The organism is Qipengyuania flava (assembly GCF_019448255.1).
GTDB classification, from domain to species: domain Bacteria; phylum Pseudomonadota; class Alphaproteobacteria; order Sphingomonadales; family Sphingomonadaceae; genus Qipengyuania; species Qipengyuania flava_A.
The window spans coordinates 901,197-921,578 of the sequence record NZ_CP080410.1 but is presented as its reverse complement, the minus strand read 5'-3'; the positions used below and the strand labels follow the sequence as shown (position 1 = coordinate 921,578).

Here is a 20,382-nt window from a genome sequence, read left to right as displayed (position 1 = left end):
TGCCAAGCGCTCAAGCGTCGAATTCTAGGGTTCCGAAATGCCGAAACTGGATTCGCTGGGCCAACAGGCCCGGCAGAGGGAATACTATTCACGAACCGCTGCCGAATACGACAGTTTGCACCATCACCAGCTGGACGAACACCAGTTCGCGCTGTCCATGATGTGCGGCGCGATAGAGCTGTTCGGCTTCAAGTCCATTCTGGACATCGGTTCCGGCACGGGCAGAGCCTTGTCGCTTCTGCAGGCAAGATTCCCGGATGCTCGGATCGTAGGTATCGAACCCTCGGCCCAGCTGCGCGAGATCGGATACGCCAAGGGCATCCCTGAAGACATGCTCATCGATGGCGATGCCATGAACCTCGGGTTCCCTGACGGTGAGTTCGATCTGGTGTGCGAGTTCGCAACCCTCCACCACATCCCGCACCCTGCAAAAGCGGTCGACGAGATGCTCCGTGTTTCAAAAAGTGCTGTTTTCCTGTCCGATTCCAACAAGTTCGGTCAAGGGAGCGTGCCCATGAGAGCATTTAAGACCGTCGTCGAAAAGCTGGGCCTGTGGAACGCCCTGGATTGGGTTCGCACGGGCGGAAAGGGATACATGGAAAGCGAAGGCGACGGGCTCTTCTATTCCTATTCACTCTACGACGATTACCGCAGGATCGAGCGAGCCTGTGCATCCGTCCACACGTTCAACACGCTCGGCAAGGGAACCAATCCGAAACGTCAGGCCCCGCAAGTGGCCATGCTGGGATTGAAAGAAGCGCTCATCGGCAGCAGTTAGCCGAGCGCAAGCGAGAGCTAGTCTGCGCTCTTCTCGCTTTGCGTGACGGTCACGCTCGCATCCGCCTTGTCGTCGGCCGGTGGCTGGGTGGGAAGTTGCTCCCCGCCGGGGCCGAAGCGCGCTTCGCCGTGCTCGACATTGCGCGCAACGTAGAACGCCACCGCTCCGGTGAGGAACATGGCCCCGAGGATGACCAGGAACATCCCGATCCCGGGCATTACCACCACTTCTCCGGCTGCGCCTCGAACCCGGCGCGCTGCTGGATCGCGAGGCCGGCGTTGAGCACGCCCTGCTCGTCGAAGGGCTTGCCAACCAGCTGGAGGCCGAGCGGCAGGCCATCGGAATTGACCATGGCGGGCACGCTCATGGCAGGGAGGCCCGCCAGCGATGCGGGAACGGCGAAGACGTCGTTCAGATACATCGTCAGCGGGTCCTTATCGAGGCTGCCCAGCGGGAAGCTCGCCGTCGGCGTGGTCGGCGCGAGGATCGCGTCGCACTGGGCGAAGGCCTTCTCGAAGTCCTGCGCCACCAGCGTGCGGATTTTCTGCGCCTGCGTGTAATAGGCGTCGTAGAAACCGGCGCTGAGCACGTAGGTGCCGATCAGGATGCGGCGCTTGACCTCGTCGCCAAAGCCTTCGGCGCGGGTCGCAGCGTACATGTCCTGCAGGCCCGCCCCATCAGGCAGGTCGCGCAGGCCGTAGCGCACGCCGTCATAGCGCGCGAGGTTGCTCGAAGCTTCGGCAGGCGCAACGATGTAATAGGCGGGCAGCGCGTATTTGGTGTGCGGCAACGAGATATCGACAATCTCGGCGCCCGCATCGCGCAGCCATTCCTTGCCCTGCTCCCAGCTCTTGAGAATCTCCTCATCGGTACCGTCCATCCGGTATTCCTTCGGGACACCGATTTTCTTGCCCTTGAGGTTTGCATCGAGGCCCGCTTCCCATGCGGGAACGTCCATCTTGAGGCTGGTCGCGTCCTTGGGGTCGAAGCCGGCCATGGCTTCGAGCATGATCGCGCAATCCTCGACGCTGCGGGCCATCGGGCCAGCCTGGTCGAGCGAGCTTGCGAAGGCGACGACGCCCCAGCGGCTGCAGCGGCCATAGGTCGGCTTGATACCGCAAATGCCGGTGAAGGCGGCGGGCTGACGGATCGAGCCACCCGTGTCGGTACCAGTCGCAGCCGGTGCAATGCGCGCGGCGACGGCGCTGGACGAGCCGCCCGACGAACCGCCAGGGCTCATCGCGGCGTTGGTGCCGTCCTTCTTCCACGGCGAAGCGACATTGCCAAAGTAGCTGGTCTCGTTCGAGCTGCCCATCGCGAACTGGTCGAGATTGAGCTTGCCGAGCATGCCCGCGCCCGCATCCCAAAGGTTCTGCGAGACGGTGCTTTCGTACTGCGGCGTGAACCCTTCGAGAATATGGCTCGCGGCGGTGGTCTGCACGCCCCTGGTGGCGAAGAGGTCCTTCATGCCGATCGGCACACCGCCCATCTTCCCGAGGTCTTCGCCCTTGGCGCGCTTGGCGTCCGTGGCATCTGCCGCGGCGAGCGCGTGGTCGGGGGTGGTGACGATGAAGGCGTTGAGGTCTGCAGCAGCAGCCACGGCCGCGTTGAAGGCTTCCGCCACTTCGCGCGCGGTAAAGTCGCCGCCGGCCACGCCGTCACGGATCTGCTTGACGCCAAGCTGGGTAAAGTCGGTCATTATTCGATCACCTTGGGCACGCCGAAGAAGCCGTGTTCGGCGGCAGGAGCGTTGGCGAGCACATCCTCGCGGCGGCCGCCTGCGGTCTCGGGGATCGCATCGACGACATCGTCGCGCAGGCGCAGCGTGTTGGGAATGACCGCGGTCATCGGTTCGACGCCGCTGCAATCGACCTCGCCCAGCTGTTCGACCCAGTCGAGGATACCGTTCAATTCGGGGACCATCTTGTCGAGCTCGTCATCGCCCATCTTGATACGGGCGAGCGAGGCGATCTTGGCCACTTCTTCGCGTGTGACTGACATGGGTTCGCGCACTAGCCGCGAGGGGGCCGCGCTTCAAGCGGGATAGCGCGGCGAATTGCTATTCGAAGGGCTCGCCTGCCGGCTTTCCATCGATAAAAACCCTCCGGCCGGTCCAATCGCGGATTTCGACCGTGGAATCGGCGCTCTGTTCGGGGATCTGGGTGATCGCGGTCGCCGCGGCTTCGACTTCCTTCGCAGTGCCGTCATCGGCCGGTCCGAAGCTTTCGTAGTAGACGCGGCCGCTTTCAACGAGGGCGACAATGCGCTGCCCATCCTCGCGCCTTCCGAGATCAAGCGCCACGCACGGCTTGCCGCAGCGCCAGGAGGACGTTTGCACGTGCTCGCGCACCTGCGCGGAAAGCGCCTCGTCCTCGAACTCGATCCGCAGGTTCGCAAGGCGTTCATCCTGGCGGCTGCGATCCTCGCGCGAGCGATAGGGACGCATCTTCTGGGCCTGGGCAGCAGCGGCAAGTTCGGCCACCTCCTGATCATCGGACTGCGCAAGGCCCGCCAGCGCCTCCCTGCCCGCATCGCCGAAATCCCAGCGCAGCGCGGCAAAATCGAACTCGTCCACCGTGACCTCGCCCGCTTCCAGCCGCGCGATCTGGTTCTTCGCGGACAGAGCGCCGAAATCGAACAGCGGCAGGGCAAGGACGAAGGCGAGGACACAGGTGCCAAGCGCCAGGTGCATGTTGGCGGTGCGCACCCGCTCCATCCATCCCGCCATGTGCCCGCGGATCGGCGCGATCAGATAGGCAAGGCCGTAGGCAACGGCCACGGCAAGCGCGATGATGCCCCAGATGCGTTCCGGGCTGAGGCCGTATTCCGCGATGCGCGTGCCGGTGGAGACCGCGCCCATCAGCGCCAGCGGGAAGATCATCACCGCCAGCGCCAGGGCCGCCCAGCGCAAGATGCGGCTGTCGCTCGCCTCTTCATCGCCATTGCGCACCACCGCGTTCACGAGCACGAAGGCCGCCACCGCGACAGAGAGCAGCAAGGGCGTGGGGCTTTCGGTCGCGTTCCAGAGCACGGAAATACCGCTCGCCAGCACCGCCAGCAGGAAGATCGCCAGCGCGATCGCCAGCGGGACCGCAATGATCGAGAAGACCAGCATCACCACCGATTGCAGCGTGCCGATGATCTTCAGCTGGTTGCGCAGCACGCCCAGCGCCGCGCCAAAGGCCGCGCCGGAGAACATCCAGCCGAACCAGTCCTTGTCGATCAGGTTCTTGAGAAAATCGATCTCGATCGCGGCGAACAGCGCGGCGAGGAGGAAGAGCAGCATCCACGAGAGGCCAAGGAAGGCCATTGCGCCTGCAAAGCTGATCGCATCGGTCCAGACATGGAAGTGGGTCGCGTCATAGGGCGTCTTCCAGCGCAGCCTGTGAAAGCCCGCCTGGAACAGCGGCAGGGCCAGCGCGCAGGCAACGACGCCGGCGGCAAACCAGTAGACCTCGTCAACGTAGCGATCGCCCGCATTCGCGACGCGCCAGGCAATGCCCGCCATGACCAGCGCGACCAGCAGGGCAAAGGCCAGCGGCGCCTGCCAGCGTTTGGGATCGAGCGTGAAGGCGAGCGCCAGCGGTCCGAAGGCAAAGGCCGCCGTCAGCGCCGCGCGCCAGGGCTGCCATTGTGCCTCGTCCCATTCAGCGGCGAGGTGGATGCCAAGCCCGGCGAGCGCCAGCAAAACGGCCAGAGCCCAGGGCCGCAGCGGCCATTCGGTTTTGGGCTCGGGCGCGGTGTCCGTCGCTATGCCGGTCATGCGCCCTCCCCCATTATCCGGTTACTCGGCCGGCGGCGGTGCGGCCTCGGCGCCCGGGCCGCCCTGGCCCATCATCGACTGCAGCGCTTCGGCGCGGGCCTGGAAGTCCTCGCGGCTCATGAAATCGATGACATCGACTTCGAAGACGAGGTCGGCGTTGGGCGGGATCGGCGAGCCCGGCGGCGGTTCGGCACCGTACGCCTGGTCGGCCGGGATGGTCAGGATGTAGCTGCCGCCCTTCTGCATCTGCGTGAGGCCGGTAATGAAGCCATCGATGATCGCGCCTTCTTCCAGCAGCAGCGGGTTGCCTTCGGGGAACAGGCCCGGCGGAACCGGCAGGGGCTGCGAGCGATCGAACTCCGTCCCGTCGGTGAGTTTGCCGACGTACTGCACGAAGACCACATCCCCGACCTGGGGCGATTCGCCGGTACCGGCGGTCACCGTTTCGACCTCGAGCCCCTTGGGCACGGCGGCCCAGGCAAGGCCGGCGCCAAGCAGCACGGCGACAAGGACGCCCAGCCACAGCTTGGTCAGCGAGCCTTTCTTGATCGGCTGGAGGGGAACGCGGGTAATCTCGGTCATGTGTAAGTCTTCCCGTTAGGCCTGGGGCCGATACGCAAAGGGCGCGGATTGCTCCGCGCCCTCATGGCTTAGCTTGGTTGTAGCCGCAATAGCGACTTACTTGATGCCGTCGCGCTCCATGCGCTTACGCTCAAGCTTGCGAGCGCGGCGAACGGCAGCTGCCTTTTCGCGAGCGCGCTTTTCGCTGGGCTTCTCGTAGTGGCGGCGCAGCTTCATTTCGCGATACACGCCTTCACGCTGCAGCTTCTTCTTGAGCGCGCGCAGGGCCTGGTCGACATTGTTATCGCGAACGATGATCTGCATAAATTCAAACACCTCACTAAGCGGGACAGAGCCCGCCGCTGCGGGTGTGCCTCCTGTAAAACGATTTCGCTTAAAGAACGAAAAACGCGCCGAATCCGTTCCGGACCGGCTCGAACGGGGGCGCACATACGGATTCTCCTCCGGATTGGCAAGCCCCTGCTGCGCGATCACGCAGGTGGATGACGAACGCGCAATTGGCGGCTAAGGCGAGCCGCAATGTCCTCTTATTCACCTTTCCTGGCAGCGCTGCACGTGTTCATCGGCGGCGGGGTCGGCGCCGTACTGCGCTGGCAGCTCGGCCGTGTCATGACCGGATGGCTCGGCGCGCCGATCGTCACTGCGTTTCCCTTCGCCACGCTTGCGGCCAACGCCGCCGGCAGCCTTGCCATGGGCCTGCTTGCCGGGTTCCTTGCCCGCAGCGGCGGCGATGGCGAACAGCTGCGCCTGCTGCTCGGCGTCGGCCTGCTCGGCGGGTTCACAACCTTCAGCGCCTTCAGTCTTGAAATGGTGCTGCTGATCGAACGCGGCCAGTATCTCTTCGCCCTGCTCTACGCGATCCTTTCGATTGCGCTGGGAATCACCGGGCTGATGGTCGGCCTTGGAGTCGCGAGGATGGCAGGATGAAGACCTCCGACGAAGTCCGCAGCTTCACCGTCGAAGCCGATGACGACGGCATCCGCGTCGACCGCTGGTTCAAGCGCCATCTGCCGCAGGTCGGTTTCGGCACGGTCAGCAAATGGGCGCGCACCGGACAGGTGCGGGTCGATGGCAAGCGGGTAAAGCCCGACGACCGGCTCGAACAGGGCCAGCAAATCCGCGTGCCACCGGGCGGCGATGCGCCGCACAAGAAAGCCAAGCCCAAGCGCGAACTGAAGCCTGCCGAAATCGAGCAAGCCGAAGCCATGGTCATCACACAGACCAAGGGCGCGCTGGTTCTGAACAAGCCGCCGGGCCTTGCCACGCAGGGCGGCACCAACACCTTCAACCATGTCGACGGCCTGCTCGACGCCTTCGCGCCCGGCGAAGAAGACGTGCGCCCGCGCCTTGTCCACCGGCTCGACAAGGACACGAGCGGCGTGCTGCTCGTCGCCCGCACGCCGGGCAGCGCGGCCTTCTTCTCCAAGCGTTTCTCTGGCCGCAGCGCCAAGAAGATCTACTGGGCGCTGGTCATCGGCGTGCCCGACATCAAGGAAGGGGTGATCGAAGCCCCGCTCGCCAAGCAGCCCGGATCGGGCGGCGAGAAGATGCATGTCGATCACGAAGGCGGCCAGCCGGCCAAGACCAAGTACCGCGTGGTCGATGCAGTCGGAAAGAAAGCCGCCTGGCTGGAATTGCAACCGATGACCGGCCGCACCCACCAGCTGCGCGTCCACTGTGCAGCGATGGGGCATCCGATCGTGGGCGACGGCAAGTACGGCGGGCGCGATGCCTTCCTGACCGGCTCGATCAGCCGCAAGATGCACCTCCACGCGCGCCGGCTGATCATCGACAGTCCCGACGGTCCGGGCAAACTCGATGTCACGGCAGACCTCCCCGAGCATTTCGCAGCCTCGATGGAGCAATTGGGCTTTGAGGAAAGCAAGAGCGACGCAACGCCCATGCGCGACGATCCGCCGCCAAAGAGCCGCGAGGAAAAGAAACAGCAGGCCCGCCAGCACGCGAAGAACTACCGCAAGTCGCAGCGCGGCCCCCGTCGTGGCCGCGGCGGCGCGCAGGGCAGGCCAAGCAAACCGCGGGGCAAGCGCTGATGCATCCCAATCCGTTGTTCCACAGCTCGGACCACGCGCTGATGCGCGAATGGATCGGCGGGATTGCGTTCGGATCGGTTTTTCTGACCACGCCCGACGGTCCGCGCGTTGCGCATACCCCGCTGATGCTGCGCGGTGACGACACGCTGCAATTCCACCTGGCGCGCAGCAATGCGTTGACGCGATATCTGGATGGCATGACGGCGCTGGCGACCGTGACAGGGCCGCACGGCTATGTCTCGCCGCGTTGGTACGACAATCGCGATACCGTGCCGACCTGGGACTACGTAGCAATCGAGCTCGAAGGCCCGGTGCGAAGGCTGGCGGACGAGGAGTTGGACACGCTGCTCTACGATTTGATCGACACACATGAGGAGCGTCTCGGCGGCAAACGCTGGAACGCCGAGGAAGCGAGCCGCGACATGTGGGACGGGTTGTTCAAGGCGATCGTCGGCTTCGAACTCGACGTGCGCGAATGGCGCCCGACCTTCAAGCTGTCGCAAAAGAAGAACCGTGACGAGCGTGCGACGATCGCTGCGGGACTGGCCGATGCGGGCAATCCGGCCCTTGCGACCGCCATGCACGAGCACGCCGCATGAGCCGCCTCGCCGTATTCGATTGCGACGGCACGCTCGTCGACGGGCAGGCGGCGATCTGCGAGACCATGGAACAGGCCTTCGCCAGCGCCGGCCTTGCCGCGCCGGACCGGCACCTGGTGCGCCGCATGGTCGGCCTCTCGCTACCTTACGCCCTGCGCGAGCTGGCTCCGCACGCCACCGACGATGAACGCCACGCGGTTGTGGAGGCCTACAAGGTGGGCTTTCGCGACCTGCGCCTGTCGGGCGCGCTGCGCGAACCGCTGTTCGATGGCATCGGTGCGCTGATCGAGCAGCTCGATGCGGAAGGCTGGCTGCTGGCAGTCGCCACCGGCAAGAGCGATCGCGGCCTTCACGCCTGCCTCGACACGCATGGCATCAAGCACCGCTTCGTCTCGCTCCAGACCGCCGACCGTCATCCCTCGAAGCCGCATCCGGCGATGCTTGAAGCAGCCCTCGTCGATGCCGGCGTTTCACCAGCCGATGCGGTGATGATCGGCGACACCAGCTTCGACATGGAAATGGCGGTCGCCGCCGGGGTGCGCGCGATCGGAGTGTCCTGGGGCTATCACGAGGCGCAGGAACTGTTCGACACCGGCGCCAGCGCGGTCGCCGACACAGCACAGCAATTAGGAGACATGATCCGTGGACCAGCATGATCCCGCCAAAGCCCGTTTCTTCGCCATCCAAGGCGTGCGCCTGTCGGGCGTCATAATGGGTATCCTGGGCGCTCTGGTGCTGGGCGAGATCCTGCCTTTCCCGCCGGTCGTCGGCTACATCCTGCTGGCAATCGCCGCCGCCGAGATTTTCATCCTTCCGCTGGTCCTCGCCAAGCGCTGGAGAACTCCTGAGTGAAACGTTTCTATAAGGCCGTAACGGTCGAAGAGGGCGAGGCGGGCTACCACGTCGCGCTCGATGGCCGCCCCATGAAAACGCAAGGCGGCCGGCCGCAAGTGGTCGCCGCGAAAGCGCTGGCCGAGGCGCTGGCAGCGGAGTGGGACGCGCAGGGCGAGAAGATCGATCCCGCGCTGTTCGTGTTTCGCGACATGACCGACTACGCGCTCGACATCGTACCCGGCACGCGCGACGAGCTTGTCGCCAAGCTGCTGCGCTACGCCGAGACCGACACGCTGTGCTACCGGGCGGACCCGGACGAGCCGCTCTGGCACCGCCAGCGCGATGTTTGGGACCCTCTGGTCGAGGCGCTCGAAGCGCGCGAAGGGATTACGCTGGAACGGGTGAGCGGGATTGTCGCAAAGCCGCATCCCAAGGACAGCATGGCACGGCTCCAGGCGCGGCTGGAAACACTCGACGCTTTCGCCCTCGCCGCGCTCGAACAGCTTACCTCTCTCGCTGCCTCGCTGTGCATCGGACTTGCCGCCCTTGAAGAGGGGGCCGATGGCGAAACGCTATGGGCGGCCGCCAATCTCGAAGAGGACTGGCAGGTCGAGCAATGGGGCGAGGATGAAGAGGCCGCCGAGCGCCGCGCAAGGCGGCTCGGCAGTTTCCTGAAAGCTATGGAATTCGTAGCGCTGGCCCGGCGCTAGAGCGCTAGGACAATCTGGCCGCCGCTTCGCGAACCTTACGGGCGCGCTCTGCCTGACGCGCTTCGCTCGCGGCGCGAACAGTCGCAACGGTTTGAGCATCGGCGCTTGCAGGCGAACCGTCCGCAAATGGCGGCGCGGGGTCATATTCGAGGGCCAGCTGGACACGCCTCGCGTGGTCCTCGCCGCGAATGCGCGCGGAAAGCTCCAGCGCGAAGTCGATACCCGCCGTCACACCGCCGCCTGTGACCAGCTTTCCGTCAAACACGACCCGCTCTTCGACCGGAATGGCGCCAAACTCGGCCAGCAAAGGGCGCGACAGCCAATGGGTCGTTGCCCGCCGACCAAGCAACAGCCCCGCCGCTCCCAGCACGAGGGCGCCGGTGCACACACTGGTGATCCAATGGGCGTGCTCGGCTGCAGCACGCAACCAGTCGAGTAGTGCCTCGTCCGCCATGGCGTCGTCGGCCCCCATCCCTCCCGGAACGCAGATAATGTCCGGTCCGGAACACTCGGCGTAGGTCGTGGTCGGGTTGATCGAGAAGCCGCAGTCCGTCGGCACGGCGTCCATCCGGCTCGCAACCAGTTCGATCCGCGTGTCGCCCAGATGGTTTAGCACTTGCACCGGACCGGTCAGGTCCAGCTGGGTCACATTGGGGAAAAGCACAAAGGCCGCCGTCAGCGGGCGCGGCACGGCTCCTACCCCAGCCAGTCGGCGACCTGGCCCGCAACTTCGTTGGCCGCCTGGTTGAGCGCCGGTCCGACGAAGTTCGTCTCTGCCACGGCCACCGGCACGCGCGATTCGAAGCGCTGGGTCATCACCGCGCCGCCATCGCCGCGGCGCACGGCGTCGAACGTGACGACCGCTTCGCGGGTCCGGGCGTCGTAGCCGAAAGCGCGGAGCGAGCCCTGGAGGCGTTCGGCTGCGGCAAGGCCAGACGTGTCGCCATCGATCACCACGCGGCCCGTGCGGGTGCGGATGGTCTCGGCCAGCAGGCTGCGGAACAGGCGGCCCGGGCGTTCTACCCAGACAGCGTCCTGCAAATAGGCAAGCTGCGTGTCGGTGACCTGCACCGGCACGCGGGTGACGTCGATCGCCTTGGGCACTTCGAACGCGTCGATCGCGAGCGCGCTTTCCTGTCCGCCCGAGCCGCCAGTGCCAGCGGGCGCCATGGTCGAGGGCGTGAGGGTCAGCAGGCTGTCGGGCGCTTCGCCGCCCAGGCTGAGGCATCCGCCAAGCAGGAGGGCCGGTGCCAGGGCCGCGAGTTTCAGTGTGCTGGTCATGGCTCTACCTCTCACGGCTTGTAGTCGGGCAGCGGCTGGCTCGACAGCAGGGCGCCGGCGCCCTGTTCGTCCAGTTTTTCGGTTACGCTACGCAGAGCCTGGCTGGTCGCGCGCAGGTCCTTCAGCGTGGCTTCGGCGGCCGGAAGCGTGCTTTCAGCAAGCTGCTTTGTCGCAGGGCGTGCATCTTCCAGCGTCGCTTCGAGCGCCTTGGCCGCGCCGCTGGCCGAGGTCAGCGTATCGCGCAGCTGCTTGGCGAGCTCCGCGCCTTCCTGATTGATCAGCTTGTCGGTGGATGCGGTGACCTTCTCGAAGGCGTCGAGCGCTTCGCTCGATTCGCGCAAGGTCACCTGCAGTTCGTCGAGGACCCGTTCGACCTTGGGCGTTGCCGCCGCGAGGTCCGCAGTCATCTTCTCGCTGTTTTCGAGAATGCCTTCGAGCGATTGCTGGTTCTTGTCCGACAGCAGCAGCGTCAGCCGTTCGGTCAGCGTGGCGAGGCGTTCGAGCAGCAGCGGGGCGCTGGCAAGCACGGCGCCGAAACCGCCGCCTGCGGTCGGCGGAATGATCGGCACGCCTTCGGTGCAGGCCGTGGTCTCGCAGCTGATCGGCGGGGCGCCGCTGCGCGCGCCGTCGAGCGTGATGGTCGACACGCCGGTAAAGCTGCCTTGGATGGTCGCGGTGGTGCCGACGAGGATCGGGACCTCTTCCTGAACCTTGATGCGCACGCGGACGAATTCGGGGTCCTTGTCCCACAGCACGATCTGCGTGACCTGGCCCACCGGAACGCCAGCGAAATCCACCGAGCTGCCATTGGCAAGGCCGGCGACCGATTGCTTGAAGAAGATGTCGTATTCGTTCTGGGCGCCGCCCCCCAGCCGCGCCAGCCAGACGATGAACAGGGCGAGCGCTCCGAGGATCGCCAGCGTGACAACGCCCACCCACACATGATTTGCCCGCGTTTCCATGTACTAAGCCTTATCCTTGCTGAAGTCCGCTTTGTCCAACGCTTTGACCGCGTGCGCCGCCATGGGCTTATCCATGTGCTGGCGCAATTCGTCGAGCGCCTGCGCCGTGAGAGCCGCCCGTCCGCGCGGCCCGTTGAAGTATTCCTGTATCCAGGGATGGTCGAGTTCCATGAGATTGGGGACGGTATCAACCGCGATCACCCTCTTGTCCGCCAGCACCGCCACGCGGTCGCAAATCTCGTGCAGCGTATCGAGGTCGTGGGTGATGAGGAATACGGTCAGGCCCAGCGTTTCCTGCAATTCGTCGGTCAGCCGGTCGAAGGCCGCAGCCCCAATCGGGTCGAGCCCCGCCGTTGGTTCGTCGAGGAAGAGCAGTTCGGGATCGAGCGCCAGCGCGCGGGCAAGACCGGCACGCTTCTTCATGCCGCCCGACAGCTCGCTCGGGTATTTGTGCACCGCTTCCTCGGGCAGGCCCGAGAGCATGACCTTGTAGCGTGCAATCTCGTGGCGCAGTTCGGGCGCGATATCCGGGTAGAACTGCTTGAGCGGCACTTCGACATTCTCGCCCACCGTCAGGGTGGAGAACAGCGCCCCGCCCTGGAACAGAACGCCCCAGCGGTTGCGAATGCCTTCGTCCTCTTCGGGCACGATGTCGTCGATGGACTTGCCGAACACCTTGATCTGGCCCGCGGTGGGCGGCTGCAAGCCGATGATCGAGCGCATCAGCACGCTCTTGCCCGTACCCGAGCCGCCGACCACGCCGATGATCTCGCCGCGCCGGACCTTGAGGTCGAGATGCTCGTGAACGACCTGCTCGCCGAACTGGTTCTTGAGCCCTTCGACCACGATCGGGTGTTCGCCGCGATAGCGTTCGTGCTTGTCGAGCGGGCGGCCGGTGTCGTCCTGCGCCATCAGCCCCACCCGATCTCGGTGAAGAAGACGGCGAAGAACGCATCGAGCACGATCACCGCGAAAATGCCGGTCACCACCGCCATGGTGGTCCTGAGGCCAACCTCCTCGGAATTCCCCTTCACCTGCATACCATGGTAGCAGCCTGCGAGCGCCACGATCAGGCCGAAGACCGGGGCCTTGATCAGCCCGACCCAAAGATCGTAGGTCGGCACCACGTCCTGGATGCGCGCAAGGAAGGTCCAAAAGGGGATACCCAGCATCAGGTCACCCACCACCGCGCCGCCGACAATAGCTACGCCTGCCGCATAGAAGCCGAGCAGCGGCATCATCAGAATCGCGGCCAGGATGCGCGGCATGACCAGCGCTTCGACCGGTGAAATGCCGATGGTGCGCATGGCGTCGACTTCTTCGGTAAGCTTCATCGTGCCGATCTGCGCAGCAAAGGCGCTGCCCGAACGGCCTGCAACCATGATCGCGGTCATCAACACGCCCAGTTCGCGCAGGGTAATCCGGCCAACGAGGTTCACGGTCAGCGTCTCGGCCCCGAACTGCGCCAGCTGCACCGCGCCCTGCTGGGCAATGACGATCCCAATGAGGAAACTCATCAAGCCGATGATCGGCAAAGCGGAGACACCGACCAGCTCGAGCTGGCGGATCAGCGCGAGATAGCGAAACCGGCGCGGATGGCGGATGAGGCTGCCAGTGGCGACGATCAGCGCGCCAAGGAAGCTCAGGACGCCCAGTATGCCGCCGCGCATGGCGTAGACCCGTTCGCCCATGGCAAGGGGTACGCGTTCCCAGACCGGGTCTTCAGCGGGCTCGACCTGTTCGGTGGCGGCTATGCCGTCGAGTGCTTCGATCAGCCGGCTGGCTCGTTCCGTCGCGCCCGTGACGGCAGCTCCGTGTTCTTCGGCGAGGCTGCACGCCATCCACGCGCCGACCGTATCGATCTCGCTCACACCCGAAATGTCGACTTCCGACAAGGGTATGTCGAGCGCCAGCAAATCGTCGTCGATGGAGCCGATTGTGGAGACCAGATAGGGGCCGGTCAGGGCAAGCACCTTGCCTCCGTCGTCCCCCTCGACGAGTTCGTATCCGGCCAAACCACCCATTGCGATGCGGTATGCGGGGAAATCAGTCGCTTGCCAAGCGGCTATATCCCCAAGGCACCAATGGCGTTGCATCGCACAATGCCCGCTGGCATGGGATTTCCAACCGAACCACCGCGCCGGCCCTCTCCGCCCGCCCGGCCACCCATAAACTACTGTGCCGTGGGTGGCCGGGCGGGCGGAGAGGGTCGGTGCCGCACACAAGCGTCAGCGACGAGATACATGAGCACCGAGCTACCCAAGACTTTCGACCCTGCCGATATCGAAGCGCGCTGGTACGCGCATTGGGAGGAGAACGGCCTGTTCCGTCCGGAACGCGCCGACGCGCAGCCCTATACGATCGTGAACCCGCCGCCCAACGTGACTGGCAGCCTTCACATCGGGCATGCGCTCGACAACACTCTGCAGGACGTAATGGTCCGCTACGAACGCCTGCGCGGCAAGGACGCGCTGTGGGTCGTGGGCACCGACCACGCGGGCATCGCGACGCAGATGGTCGTGGAACGCCAGCTCGAGGCGAAGCAGGACAAGCGCACCAACTACAGCCGCGAGGATTTCGTGGCGAAGGTGTGGGAGTGGAAGGAAGAAAGCGGCGGCACCATCACCCGCCAGCTGCGCCGCCTTGGCTGTTCGATGGACTGGTCGAGAGAGCAGTTCACGATGGACCCGCACTTCACTGACGCCGTGCTCAAGGTCTTCGTGGATCTCTACAACGACGGGCTGATCTACCGCGACAAGCGGCTGGTGAACTGGGACCCCAAGCTCAAGACCGCGATTTCCGACCTCGAGGTCGAGACAAGCGATGTGAAGGGCCATTTCTGGCACTTCAAATACCCGCTGGAAGACGGCGTCACGCTGGATGATGGCCGCGACTATATCGAGGTTGCGACCACGCGCCCCGAAACAATGCTCGCCGACATGGCGGTGGCCGTACATCCCGATGACGAGCGCTACAAAAGCGTTGTCGGCAAGCATGTCGTCCTGCCGATCACCGGCCGCCGCGTTCCGATCGTGGCCGACGAGCATGCCGATCCCGAACTCGGCTCGGGCGCGGTGAAGATCACGCCGGGCCACGATTTCAACGACTTCGACGTCGGCAAGCGCGCCGGCATCGCAGCGGCCGACATGCTCAACATGCTCGATGGCGAAGCGAACGTGTGCCAGACCGCCGACGGGCTGGTGCCGGAGGAATTCCTCGGCCTGCACCGCTTCAAGCGCGACGGCGTGGACGGCGCGCGCGAGCTGGTCGTGGCGCGCCTCAAGGAGCTCGGCTGCCTGATCCCGCACATCAGCAAGACCAAGAAGGGCGAAGAGATCGAACTCGACGCCGAACCGCGCACTATCGCCACGCCCTTCGGCGACCGCGGCGGCGTGGTCATCGAGCCCTGGCTGACCGACCAGTGGTATGTTGATGCGGAGAAGCTCGCGGCAACGCCGATCGAACAGGTGAAGAGCGGCGCGATCGAGATCGTGCCCAAGGCCTGGGAAAAGACCTTCTTCAACTGGATGGAGAACATCCAGCCCTGGTGCGTCAGCCGCCAGCTCTGGTGGGGTCACCGGATCCCGGCGTGGTACGACGAGGCCGGCAAGGCCTATGTCGCCATGACCGAGGAAGAGGCGCAGGACCAGGCCGGCGACGGCGTTGCACTGACCCGTGACAGCGACGTGCTCGACACCTGGTTCTCGTCCGCCCTGTGGCCCTTCGCCACGCTCGGCTGGCCGGAAAACACCGACCTGCTGGACAAGCACTTCCCCAACGACTTGCTCATTTCCGGCTTCGACATCCTGTTCTTCTGGGATGCGCGCATGATGATGATGGGCCAGTACAACATGGGCCAGGCGCCCTGGCCCAAGCTCTACCTGCACGGCCTGGTGCGCGCGGCGGACGGGCAGAAGATGTCCAAGTCCAAGGGCAATGTCGTCGATCCGCTCGGCCTCATCGACCAGTACGGCGCCGATGCGCTCAGGTTCTTCATGGCGGCGATGGAAAGCCAGGGCCGCGACATCAAGATGGATGACAAGCGCATCGAGGGCTATCGTAACTTTGCGACCAAGCTCTGGAATGCCACGCGTTTCTGCCAATCGAACGGCATCGGGGCGAGCACCACGCTGGAAGCGCCCGCCGCCTCCCACGCGGTCAACCGCTGGATCATCGGCGAGGTCGTCGAGACCAAGAATGCGCTCGACGCCGCGCTCGCCGAACTGCGCTTCGATGCCGCCGCGAACACGATCTACCACTTCGTGTGGGACCGGTTCTGCGACTGGTACCTGGAGCTCATCAAGGGCTCGATCGACGAGGAGACCAAGGCTGTCGCCGGCTGGGCGCTCGACCAGATCTTCGTCATGCTGCACCCCTTCATGCCGTTCATCACCGAAGAGCTGTGGTCGAAGCAGGGTGACCGCGCGGACTATCCGCTGATCACCGCCAAGTGGCCCGAGCCGGGCGCGAGCGTGGACGCCGACGCCAAGGCCGAGATCGACTGGCTGATCGCCCTCACCAGCGCAACGCGTACGGCCAAGAACGAACTCGGCATTTCGCCGGGCGCGAAACTGGAAGCCTTCTGTGCTGCGCCCAGCCCGCTGGCGAAATCGGTGGTGGGTGCCAGTGCGGCTGCGATAGAGCGTCTCGCGCGCCTGACGCCCGTCACCTTCGGCGAAGCTCCGGCCGGTGCTGCCATGCAGATCGCGGCGGGCGAGGACGAGTTCGTCATCCCGCTCGAAGGCGTGATCGACATTGCGGCGGAAAAGGCCCGTCTAGAAAAAGCCCTCGAATCTTCGCGCAAGGAAGCCAAATCGCTCGAAGGGCGTCTCGGCAACGCCAACTTCGTGGAACGCGCCAAACCCGAAGCGGTCGAGAAGGCCCGCGCCGACCATGCGCACCACACCGCCGAAGTCGAACGCCTCGAAGCGGCGCTTAAGCGTCTGGGATAGGAACGCCTCTACCAATCGCGCAGGTGCATCCTACCTCTGAGGCATGACCTCGTGGATCGTACTTGGCGCGCTCCTGCTCGGCGCAGCTTTGCTGGCTGCACGCTGGCTATGGCGGCGCCAGAGGCGCGCAAAGCTTCTGGCATCGCCGCTCGGCGCCGAGCAGCGCGCGGTGGTCGAGCGGCTTGTGCCGCTTGTCACGCGCCTGCCCGCCCCTTTGCGCGCATCGCTCGAGGGGAAGATGAACCTGTTCTTCGACCAAGTGACCTTCCGGGGCATCAACGGGCTGGAAGTGACCGAGGAAATGCGCCTCTCGATCGCTGCGCAAGCCTGCCTGCTGATCGTCAACAGTCCGGCGTGGTACGATACCTTGCGGAACGTGCTGGTCTATCCCGCCGCCTTCCTCACCGGGCGTGGCACGCCCGATGGCGAGTTGGTGCACGACAGCCATCATGCCACCCTCGGCGAAAGCTGGGCGCATGGTCCGGTGGTTCTGTCATGGGACGATGCGCTGCACGGCGGACTCGATACGAGCGACGGCCACAATGTGGTGATCCACGAATTCGCCCATCAACTCGACGGGCTGAGCGGCCACGTCAACGGCATCCCAATCTTGAGCAAGGGCCAGCGCTATGCCGGGTGGGAGCAGGCGATGCTCGAGGCCTACGAGGACCATATTGGTCGTCTCGAGCGCGGCGAGCCTACGCTGATCGACCCTTATGGCGCGACAAACCATCAGGAGTTTTTCGCCGAGGCCATCGTCACGTTTTTCGAGAAACCGCAGGCGCTGCGCCGCGAAGAGCCTGCCCTGTACGTTCAGCTCCAGAAGCTTCTGGCGATCGACCCGGAGCAATGGCACTGAGCAGCGCCGGGCAGAGGAATTTCCCACGTCGGCGTTTCGTGCCATAGGGCCGCGCAGCATGACCACCGCAATCCAAAACGCCTACCCATGCCCCTAATCCTTGCCACCGACGACAGCGGCGGGCCAGAGATCTTTGCCTCCGTCCAGGGCGAAGGGCCGAGCATGGGCTCGCCCTGCACCTTCGTGCGCCTCTCGCGCTGCAACCTTGCCTGCGTGTGGTGCGATACGGCCTACACCTGGCATTTCGAGGGCGACGACCGGCCGCACCGTGATGGCGTGACGTTCGAACGCAAGGCCAATCAGGTCACGCTGGAGGTGGCCGAGGTGGCCGCGCGGATCGAGGCGCTCGGCCAAAACCGGCTCGTCATCACCGGCGGCGAGCCGCTGCTGCAGGCGCCCGCCCTCGCCCAGTTGCTCGAACGGCTGCCCGATATGACGGTGGAAGTCGAAACCAATGGGACCACCAAGGCGCCCGTGCCGCTCGATATCCGCATCGACCAGTTCAATGTCAGCCCCAAGCTTGCACACAGCGGCAACCCGGCCGAGCTGGCGCTGCTGCCCGAACGGCTCGACGCCTACGCCACCGACCCGCGGGCGTGGTTCAAGTTCGTGATTGCCGAGCCTTCGGACGTGGATGACGTGCTGCTCTTGCGCGATCGCTACCGCTTCAGGCCGGGTCACGTCTTCCTGATGCCCGAAGGCACCGACAGCGCGACCTTGCGCAACCGCGAGGCATGGCTCGCCGAGCTATGCGTGAAGCACGGTTTCCGAATGAGTGACCGCCTGCATATCCACCTCTTCGGGGATACGCGCGGAACTTAGCCGGCAAGCGGCTGTACCGTTCGCGATCAGCGAACGGCAAGGGCGACCGCCCGCCCGCAGCGGGTGCGGCTTGCCGCACATCTAGCGAGGACGAACCCGCGGATGCGGGTTCGATAAGCAAGATATCAGCCTTGGCTCCGCCAGCGCTGCACGGTGCGCTGGACGATATCCTCTTCACCGCCGGTCTTGTTCCACAGCTCGACGAAGCTGGGGTCTTCCGAGGCCGGACGTTTCGATTCCTCGAGGTTGTCGAAGCTCACGCGGATCGGGATGGCGACACCTTCGCCGCAGACGATGACCTCGCGGTTGCGCAGCGCCGGGATCGCATCGAGGAAGCCGCGTGCGCCTTCGGGCATGGCTGCGCGCACAAATTCCTGGTCACGGTCGTTGTTGAGGCGCATCGAGAGGATCGTACCGCACTGCGACAGCACGCCTTCGGCAAGGTCGGAAGGACGCTGCGTGATCAGGCCTAGCGAGATGCCGTATTTACGGCCTTCCTTGGCGATACGCGACAGGATGGTGCCGACCGAGTTGCCGTCGGCGTTCTTCTCGCTCGGCACGTAACGGTGGGCTTCCTCGCACACGAGCAGGATCGGCGAGGTGCGTTCCTCGCGGCCCCAGATGGCGAAATCGAACACCAGGCGGCTGAGCACGGCGACCACGGTCGCGGTGATGTCGGAAGGCACGCCAGAGACGTCGATGATCGAGATCGGCTTGCCGTTCGACGGCATGCGGAAAACCTTGCCGATGAAGTCGGCCATGGTGTCGGCCACGAGCATGCCGGAGAACATGAACTGGTAGCGCGGATCGCCCTTGATCTCTTCGAGCTTGTTCTTGATTCGCATGTAGGGCGCCGACGTGGTCGACTTGTCGAGCTTGCCCATCGCGTCCTGGATCGCGTTCGACAGGTCGGACAGCAGGTAGGGAATCGGCGAATCCACCGTGATCTTGCCCATGCTTTCGGCAAGCCGGCTCTTGCTGCGCGCATGGAGCAGCGCCTTGGCGAGAATGTCGGCATCGACCTGCCGGTCGTTGCCGTTGCTGGTCAGCAGGACTTCGCAATGTTCCTCGAAGTTCATGATCCAGTACGGCATCTGCAGGTTCGAGACGTCGAGAATGACGCCCGTATTGCGGAAGGCGGCCGAGTATTCGCCGTGCGGGTCGATCATCACGATGTGACCTTCAGGCGCGGCCTCGCAGATGCGGTGCAGGATCAGCGCAGCACTGGTCGATTTACCGGTACCGGTCGACCCCAGCAGCGCGAAGTGCTTGCCGAGCATGGCGTCGACATAAAGGCCAGCGCGAATGTCCTTGGTCGGATAGACGCGCCCGATCGTCACCGCGCTGCGGCCATCGCTGGCGTAGACCTGCTTGAGGTCGGGCGTCGAGGCGGGATAAACCATGGCGCCAGGAGTCGGATAGCGGGTCACACCGCGGCGGAAGCCGTGCAGCTTGCCAGTGAGCTTTTCCTCGATCCCTTCGCCGAGGAAGTCGATGTTGGCCAGAATGCTGCCCGCCTTGCGGTCCTGTTTCTGGTTGCGGACGCTGGCGAGAAGCCAGCTGTTGCCGACGCGGATTTTGATCTGCGAGCCAACCTGGCCGGCCATGGCGATCGACGGGTCCTCGTCCTCGGCGCATTCGTTGAGGCGCTGGAGGTCGATGGCGATCATCGATCCCGAACCGGCGATTTCCAGCACGACACCGATCGGCTGCAGCGCGTTTTCGCTGACGCTGTCAGGATCGGCCTTGGGTTCGGGCTTCTTCTCTTCGACGGGCTTGGCGGCCAGTTCCGAGGGGCGCGGCGGCGCTTCGCCGAGCTTGGGAGCTGGCTGGGCCTGCGCTGCGGGGCGCTGCGCAGGCGCTTCGGCCACGGGCTGCTTTGCGGGCGCGGACGGCGCGTTCTGCGCCGGGGCCTCGCTGGCGGATTTGGCGGGTTCAGCCGGGCGCGGTTCGGCGGCAGGCGCTGCGGCTTCTGGCTGCTGGTGGACATAGCCCGAGGGCGATACGGACGGCTTAGCGCCTGTCTGTTCGGCGCTGCGACGAATCCGGTCGCGCAGCGAATTGCTGCGCGGCTGCGGCGGTTCCGCCCCGTCTTCCTTGGACGGGTCGAAAGTGCGGTAGTTCGGATTGCCCATATCGTTCATGTTCTGGCTGTGCCCCGTTAAACGCGCGCCCGATGCGCTTAGAGC

Annotated in this window: 22 protein-coding genes; 10 read left to right on the top strand and 12 right to left on the bottom strand. The window is 65.0% G+C overall.

Translation table 11 applies throughout. The features are described from left to right. Positions 1 to 37: 37 nt before the first annotated feature. Positions 38 to 778: a class I SAM-dependent methyltransferase gene (locus KUV82_RS04505; protein WP_219955694.1), complete on the top strand. Its 741-nt coding sequence runs from the start codon at positions 38 to 40 to the stop codon at positions 776 to 778. A 17-nt stretch (positions 779 to 795) separates the two neighbouring features. Here KUV82_RS04505 and KUV82_RS04500 read toward each other — a convergent pair whose 3' ends face one another. The 6 genes from KUV82_RS04500 to rpsU form a co-directional block, all read right to left on the bottom strand. Beyond that, the gene (locus KUV82_RS04500; RefSeq protein ID WP_219955693.1) at positions 796 to 996 is read right to left on the bottom strand and encodes a hypothetical protein; all 201 of its coding nucleotides are present in this window, start codon (positions 994 to 996) and stop codon (positions 796 to 798) included. Further along, positions 996 to 2,477: an Asp-tRNA(Asn)/Glu-tRNA(Gln) amidotransferase subunit GatA gene (gene gatA / locus KUV82_RS04495; RefSeq protein ID WP_219955692.1), complete on the bottom strand. Its 1,482-nt coding sequence runs from the start codon at positions 2,475 to 2,477 to the stop codon at positions 996 to 998. The genes KUV82_RS04500 and gatA overlap by 1 nt, the downstream gene beginning before the upstream one ends. Beyond that, positions 2,477 to 2,779 carry an Asp-tRNA(Asn)/Glu-tRNA(Gln) amidotransferase subunit GatC gene (gene gatC, locus KUV82_RS04490; protein WP_219955691.1) on the bottom strand — a complete coding sequence of 101 codons (303 nt, stop codon included), beginning with the start codon at positions 2,777 to 2,779 and terminating at the stop codon, positions 2,477 to 2,479. Before gatC ends, gatA begins: the two co-directional genes overlap by 1 nt. A gap of 58 nt (positions 2,780 to 2,837) precedes the next feature. Further along, entirely contained in the window at positions 2,838 to 4,541 is a 1,704-nt protein-coding gene (locus KUV82_RS04485; RefSeq protein ID WP_219955690.1) for a DUF4153 domain-containing protein, read from the bottom strand. A gap of 21 nt (positions 4,542 to 4,562) precedes the next feature. Then, positions 4,563 to 5,123 (bottom strand): FKBP-type peptidyl-prolyl cis-trans isomerase, encoded by a 561-nt coding sequence (locus KUV82_RS04480; protein ID WP_219955689.1) that lies wholly within the window; start codon positions 5,121 to 5,123, stop codon positions 4,563 to 4,565. Positions 5,124 to 5,219: 96 nt separating this feature from the next. After that, positions 5,220 to 5,426, bottom strand: a complete 207-nt coding sequence (gene rpsU / locus KUV82_RS04475; protein WP_034952298.1) for a 30S ribosomal protein S21 — start codon at positions 5,424 to 5,426, stop codon at positions 5,220 to 5,222. Between the two features lie 216 nt (positions 5,427 to 5,642). Between rpsU and crcB the strand changes: the two genes are divergently transcribed. From crcB to KUV82_RS04445, 6 genes are read left to right on the top strand one after another with little or no spacing between them, the layout of a single operon-like run. After that, entirely contained in the window at positions 5,643 to 6,050 is a 408-nt protein-coding gene (gene crcB, locus KUV82_RS04470; protein WP_219955688.1) for a fluoride efflux transporter CrcB, read from the top strand. Continuing rightward, positions 6,047 to 7,174: an RluA family pseudouridine synthase gene (locus tag KUV82_RS04465; RefSeq protein ID WP_219955687.1), complete on the top strand. Its 1,128-nt coding sequence runs from the start codon at positions 6,047 to 6,049 to the stop codon at positions 7,172 to 7,174. The genes crcB and KUV82_RS04465 overlap by 4 nt, the downstream gene beginning before the upstream one ends. Beyond that, positions 7,174 to 7,773 carry an FMN-binding negative transcriptional regulator gene (locus tag KUV82_RS04460; RefSeq protein WP_219955686.1) on the top strand — a complete coding sequence of 200 codons (600 nt, stop codon included), beginning with the start codon at positions 7,174 to 7,176 and terminating at the stop codon, positions 7,771 to 7,773. The genes KUV82_RS04465 and KUV82_RS04460 overlap by 1 nt, the downstream gene beginning before the upstream one ends. After that, positions 7,770 to 8,429, top strand: a complete 660-nt coding sequence (locus KUV82_RS04455) for an HAD-IA family hydrolase (protein ID WP_219955685.1) — start codon at positions 7,770 to 7,772, stop codon at positions 8,427 to 8,429. Before KUV82_RS04460 ends, KUV82_RS04455 begins: the two co-directional genes overlap by 4 nt. After that, entirely contained in the window at positions 8,416 to 8,625 is a 210-nt protein-coding gene (locus KUV82_RS04450; RefSeq protein WP_219955684.1) for a hypothetical protein, read from the top strand. The genes KUV82_RS04455 and KUV82_RS04450 overlap by 14 nt, the downstream gene beginning before the upstream one ends. Continuing rightward, positions 8,622 to 9,317 (top strand): ATP12 family chaperone protein, encoded by a 696-nt coding sequence (locus KUV82_RS04445; RefSeq protein ID WP_219955683.1) that lies wholly within the window; start codon positions 8,622 to 8,624, stop codon positions 9,315 to 9,317. The genes KUV82_RS04450 and KUV82_RS04445 overlap by 4 nt, the downstream gene beginning before the upstream one ends. A gap of 4 nt (positions 9,318 to 9,321) precedes the next feature. On the opposite strand, the gene KUV82_RS04440 is transcribed toward KUV82_RS04445, so the two are convergent. The 5 genes from KUV82_RS04440 to KUV82_RS04420 are packed head-to-tail and all read right to left on the bottom strand — an operon-like array spanning position 9,322 to position 13,584. Beyond that, positions 9,322 to 9,981: a DJ-1/PfpI family protein gene (locus KUV82_RS04440; protein ID WP_258319846.1), complete on the bottom strand. Its 660-nt coding sequence runs from the start codon at positions 9,979 to 9,981 to the stop codon at positions 9,322 to 9,324. Between the two features lie 32 nt (positions 9,982 to 10,013). After that, complete coding sequence (locus KUV82_RS04435) at positions 10,014 to 10,598, bottom strand: ABC-type transport auxiliary lipoprotein family protein (RefSeq protein WP_219955681.1); 585 nt, start codon at positions 10,596 to 10,598, stop codon at positions 10,014 to 10,016. Between the two features lie 11 nt (positions 10,599 to 10,609). Next, positions 10,610 to 11,560 carry an MlaD family protein gene (locus tag KUV82_RS04430; protein ID WP_219955680.1) on the bottom strand — a complete coding sequence of 317 codons (951 nt, stop codon included), beginning with the start codon at positions 11,558 to 11,560 and terminating at the stop codon, positions 10,610 to 10,612. Between the two features lie 3 nt (positions 11,561 to 11,563). Continuing rightward, positions 11,564 to 12,472: an ABC transporter ATP-binding protein gene (locus KUV82_RS04425; RefSeq protein ID WP_219955679.1), complete on the bottom strand. Its 909-nt coding sequence runs from the start codon at positions 12,470 to 12,472 to the stop codon at positions 11,564 to 11,566. Further along, positions 12,472 to 13,584 (bottom strand): MlaE family ABC transporter permease, encoded by a 1,113-nt coding sequence (locus KUV82_RS04420; protein ID WP_219955678.1) that lies wholly within the window; start codon positions 13,582 to 13,584, stop codon positions 12,472 to 12,474. The genes KUV82_RS04425 and KUV82_RS04420 overlap by 1 nt, the downstream gene beginning before the upstream one ends. A 219-nt stretch (positions 13,585 to 13,803) precedes the next feature. On the opposite strand from KUV82_RS04420, the gene KUV82_RS04415 reads away from it, so the two are divergent. From KUV82_RS04415 to KUV82_RS04405, 3 genes are all read left to right on the top strand, one after another. Further along, on the top strand, positions 13,804 to 16,512 hold the full coding sequence (locus KUV82_RS04415; RefSeq protein ID WP_219955677.1) for a valine--tRNA ligase: 2,709 nt from the start codon (positions 13,804 to 13,806) through the stop codon (positions 16,510 to 16,512). Positions 16,513 to 16,555: 43 nt separating this feature from the next. Further along, positions 16,556 to 17,371 (top strand): M90 family metallopeptidase, encoded by an 816-nt coding sequence (locus KUV82_RS04410; protein WP_219955676.1) that lies wholly within the window; start codon positions 16,556 to 16,558, stop codon positions 17,369 to 17,371. Between the two features lie 87 nt (positions 17,372 to 17,458). Continuing rightward, positions 17,459 to 18,193 carry a 7-carboxy-7-deazaguanine synthase QueE gene (locus tag KUV82_RS04405; RefSeq protein ID WP_219955675.1) on the top strand — a complete coding sequence of 245 codons (735 nt, stop codon included), beginning with the start codon at positions 17,459 to 17,461 and terminating at the stop codon, positions 18,191 to 18,193. A gap of 125 nt (positions 18,194 to 18,318) precedes the next feature. Here the strand turns inward: KUV82_RS04405 and KUV82_RS04400 are convergent, their stop codons facing one another. After that, positions 18,319 to 20,337, bottom strand: coding sequence for an ATP-binding protein (locus KUV82_RS04400; protein WP_258319845.1), 2,019 nt, complete (start codon positions 20,335 to 20,337; stop codon positions 18,319 to 18,321). Positions 20,338 to 20,382: the final 45 nt, after the last annotated feature.

What these genes read in the sequence shown, in the direction of transcription:
- KUV82_RS04505 (WP_219955694.1), top strand. Translation starts at nt 38, where the DNA reads ATGCCGAAACTGGATTCGCTGGGCCAACAGGCCCGGCAGAGGGAATAC.
- KUV82_RS04500 (WP_219955693.1), bottom strand. Translation starts at nt 996, where the DNA reads ATGCCCGGGATCGGGATGTTCCTGGTCATCCTCGGGGCCATGTTCCTC.
- gatA (WP_219955692.1), bottom strand. Translation starts at nt 2,477, where the DNA reads ATGACCGACTTTACCCAGCTTGGCGTCAAGCAGATCCGTGACGGCGTG.
- gatC (WP_219955691.1), bottom strand. Translation starts at nt 2,779, where the DNA reads ATGTCAGTCACACGCGAAGAAGTGGCCAAGATCGCCTCGCTCGCCCGT.
- KUV82_RS04485 (WP_219955690.1), bottom strand. Translation starts at nt 4,541, where the DNA reads ATGACCGGCATAGCGACGGACACCGCGCCCGAGCCCAAAACCGAATGG.
- KUV82_RS04480 (WP_219955689.1), bottom strand. Translation starts at nt 5,123, where the DNA reads ATGACCGAGATTACCCGCGTTCCCCTCCAGCCGATCAAGAAAGGCTCG.
- rpsU (WP_034952298.1), bottom strand. Translation starts at nt 5,426, where the DNA reads ATGCAGATCATCGTTCGCGATAACAATGTCGACCAGGCCCTGCGCGCG.
- crcB (WP_219955688.1), top strand. Translation starts at nt 5,643, where the DNA reads ATGTCCTCTTATTCACCTTTCCTGGCAGCGCTGCACGTGTTCATCGGC.
- KUV82_RS04465 (WP_219955687.1), top strand. Translation starts at nt 6,047, where the DNA reads ATGAAGACCTCCGACGAAGTCCGCAGCTTCACCGTCGAAGCCGATGAC.
- KUV82_RS04460 (WP_219955686.1), top strand. Translation starts at nt 7,174, where the DNA reads ATGCATCCCAATCCGTTGTTCCACAGCTCGGACCACGCGCTGATGCGC.
- KUV82_RS04455 (WP_219955685.1), top strand. Translation starts at nt 7,770, where the DNA reads ATGAGCCGCCTCGCCGTATTCGATTGCGACGGCACGCTCGTCGACGGG.
- KUV82_RS04435 (WP_219955681.1), bottom strand. Translation starts at nt 10,598, where the DNA reads ATGACCAGCACACTGAAACTCGCGGCCCTGGCACCGGCCCTCCTGCTT.
- KUV82_RS04430 (WP_219955680.1), bottom strand. Translation starts at nt 11,560, where the DNA reads ATGGAAACGCGGGCAAATCATGTGTGGGTGGGCGTTGTCACGCTGGCG.
- KUV82_RS04425 (WP_219955679.1), bottom strand. Translation starts at nt 12,472, where the DNA reads ATGGCGCAGGACGACACCGGCCGCCCGCTCGACAAGCACGAACGCTAT.
- KUV82_RS04420 (WP_219955678.1), bottom strand. Translation starts at nt 13,584, where the DNA reads ATGGGTGGTTTGGCCGGATACGAACTCGTCGAGGGGGACGACGGAGGC.
- KUV82_RS04415 (WP_219955677.1), top strand. Translation starts at nt 13,804, where the DNA reads ATGAGCACCGAGCTACCCAAGACTTTCGACCCTGCCGATATCGAAGCG.
- KUV82_RS04410 (WP_219955676.1), top strand. Translation starts at nt 16,556, where the DNA reads ATGACCTCGTGGATCGTACTTGGCGCGCTCCTGCTCGGCGCAGCTTTG.
- KUV82_RS04405 (WP_219955675.1), top strand. Translation starts at nt 17,459, where the DNA reads ATGCCCCTAATCCTTGCCACCGACGACAGCGGCGGGCCAGAGATCTTT.
- KUV82_RS04400 (WP_258319845.1), bottom strand. Translation starts at nt 20,337, where the DNA reads ATGAACGATATGGGCAATCCGAACTACCGCACTTTCGACCCGTCCAAG.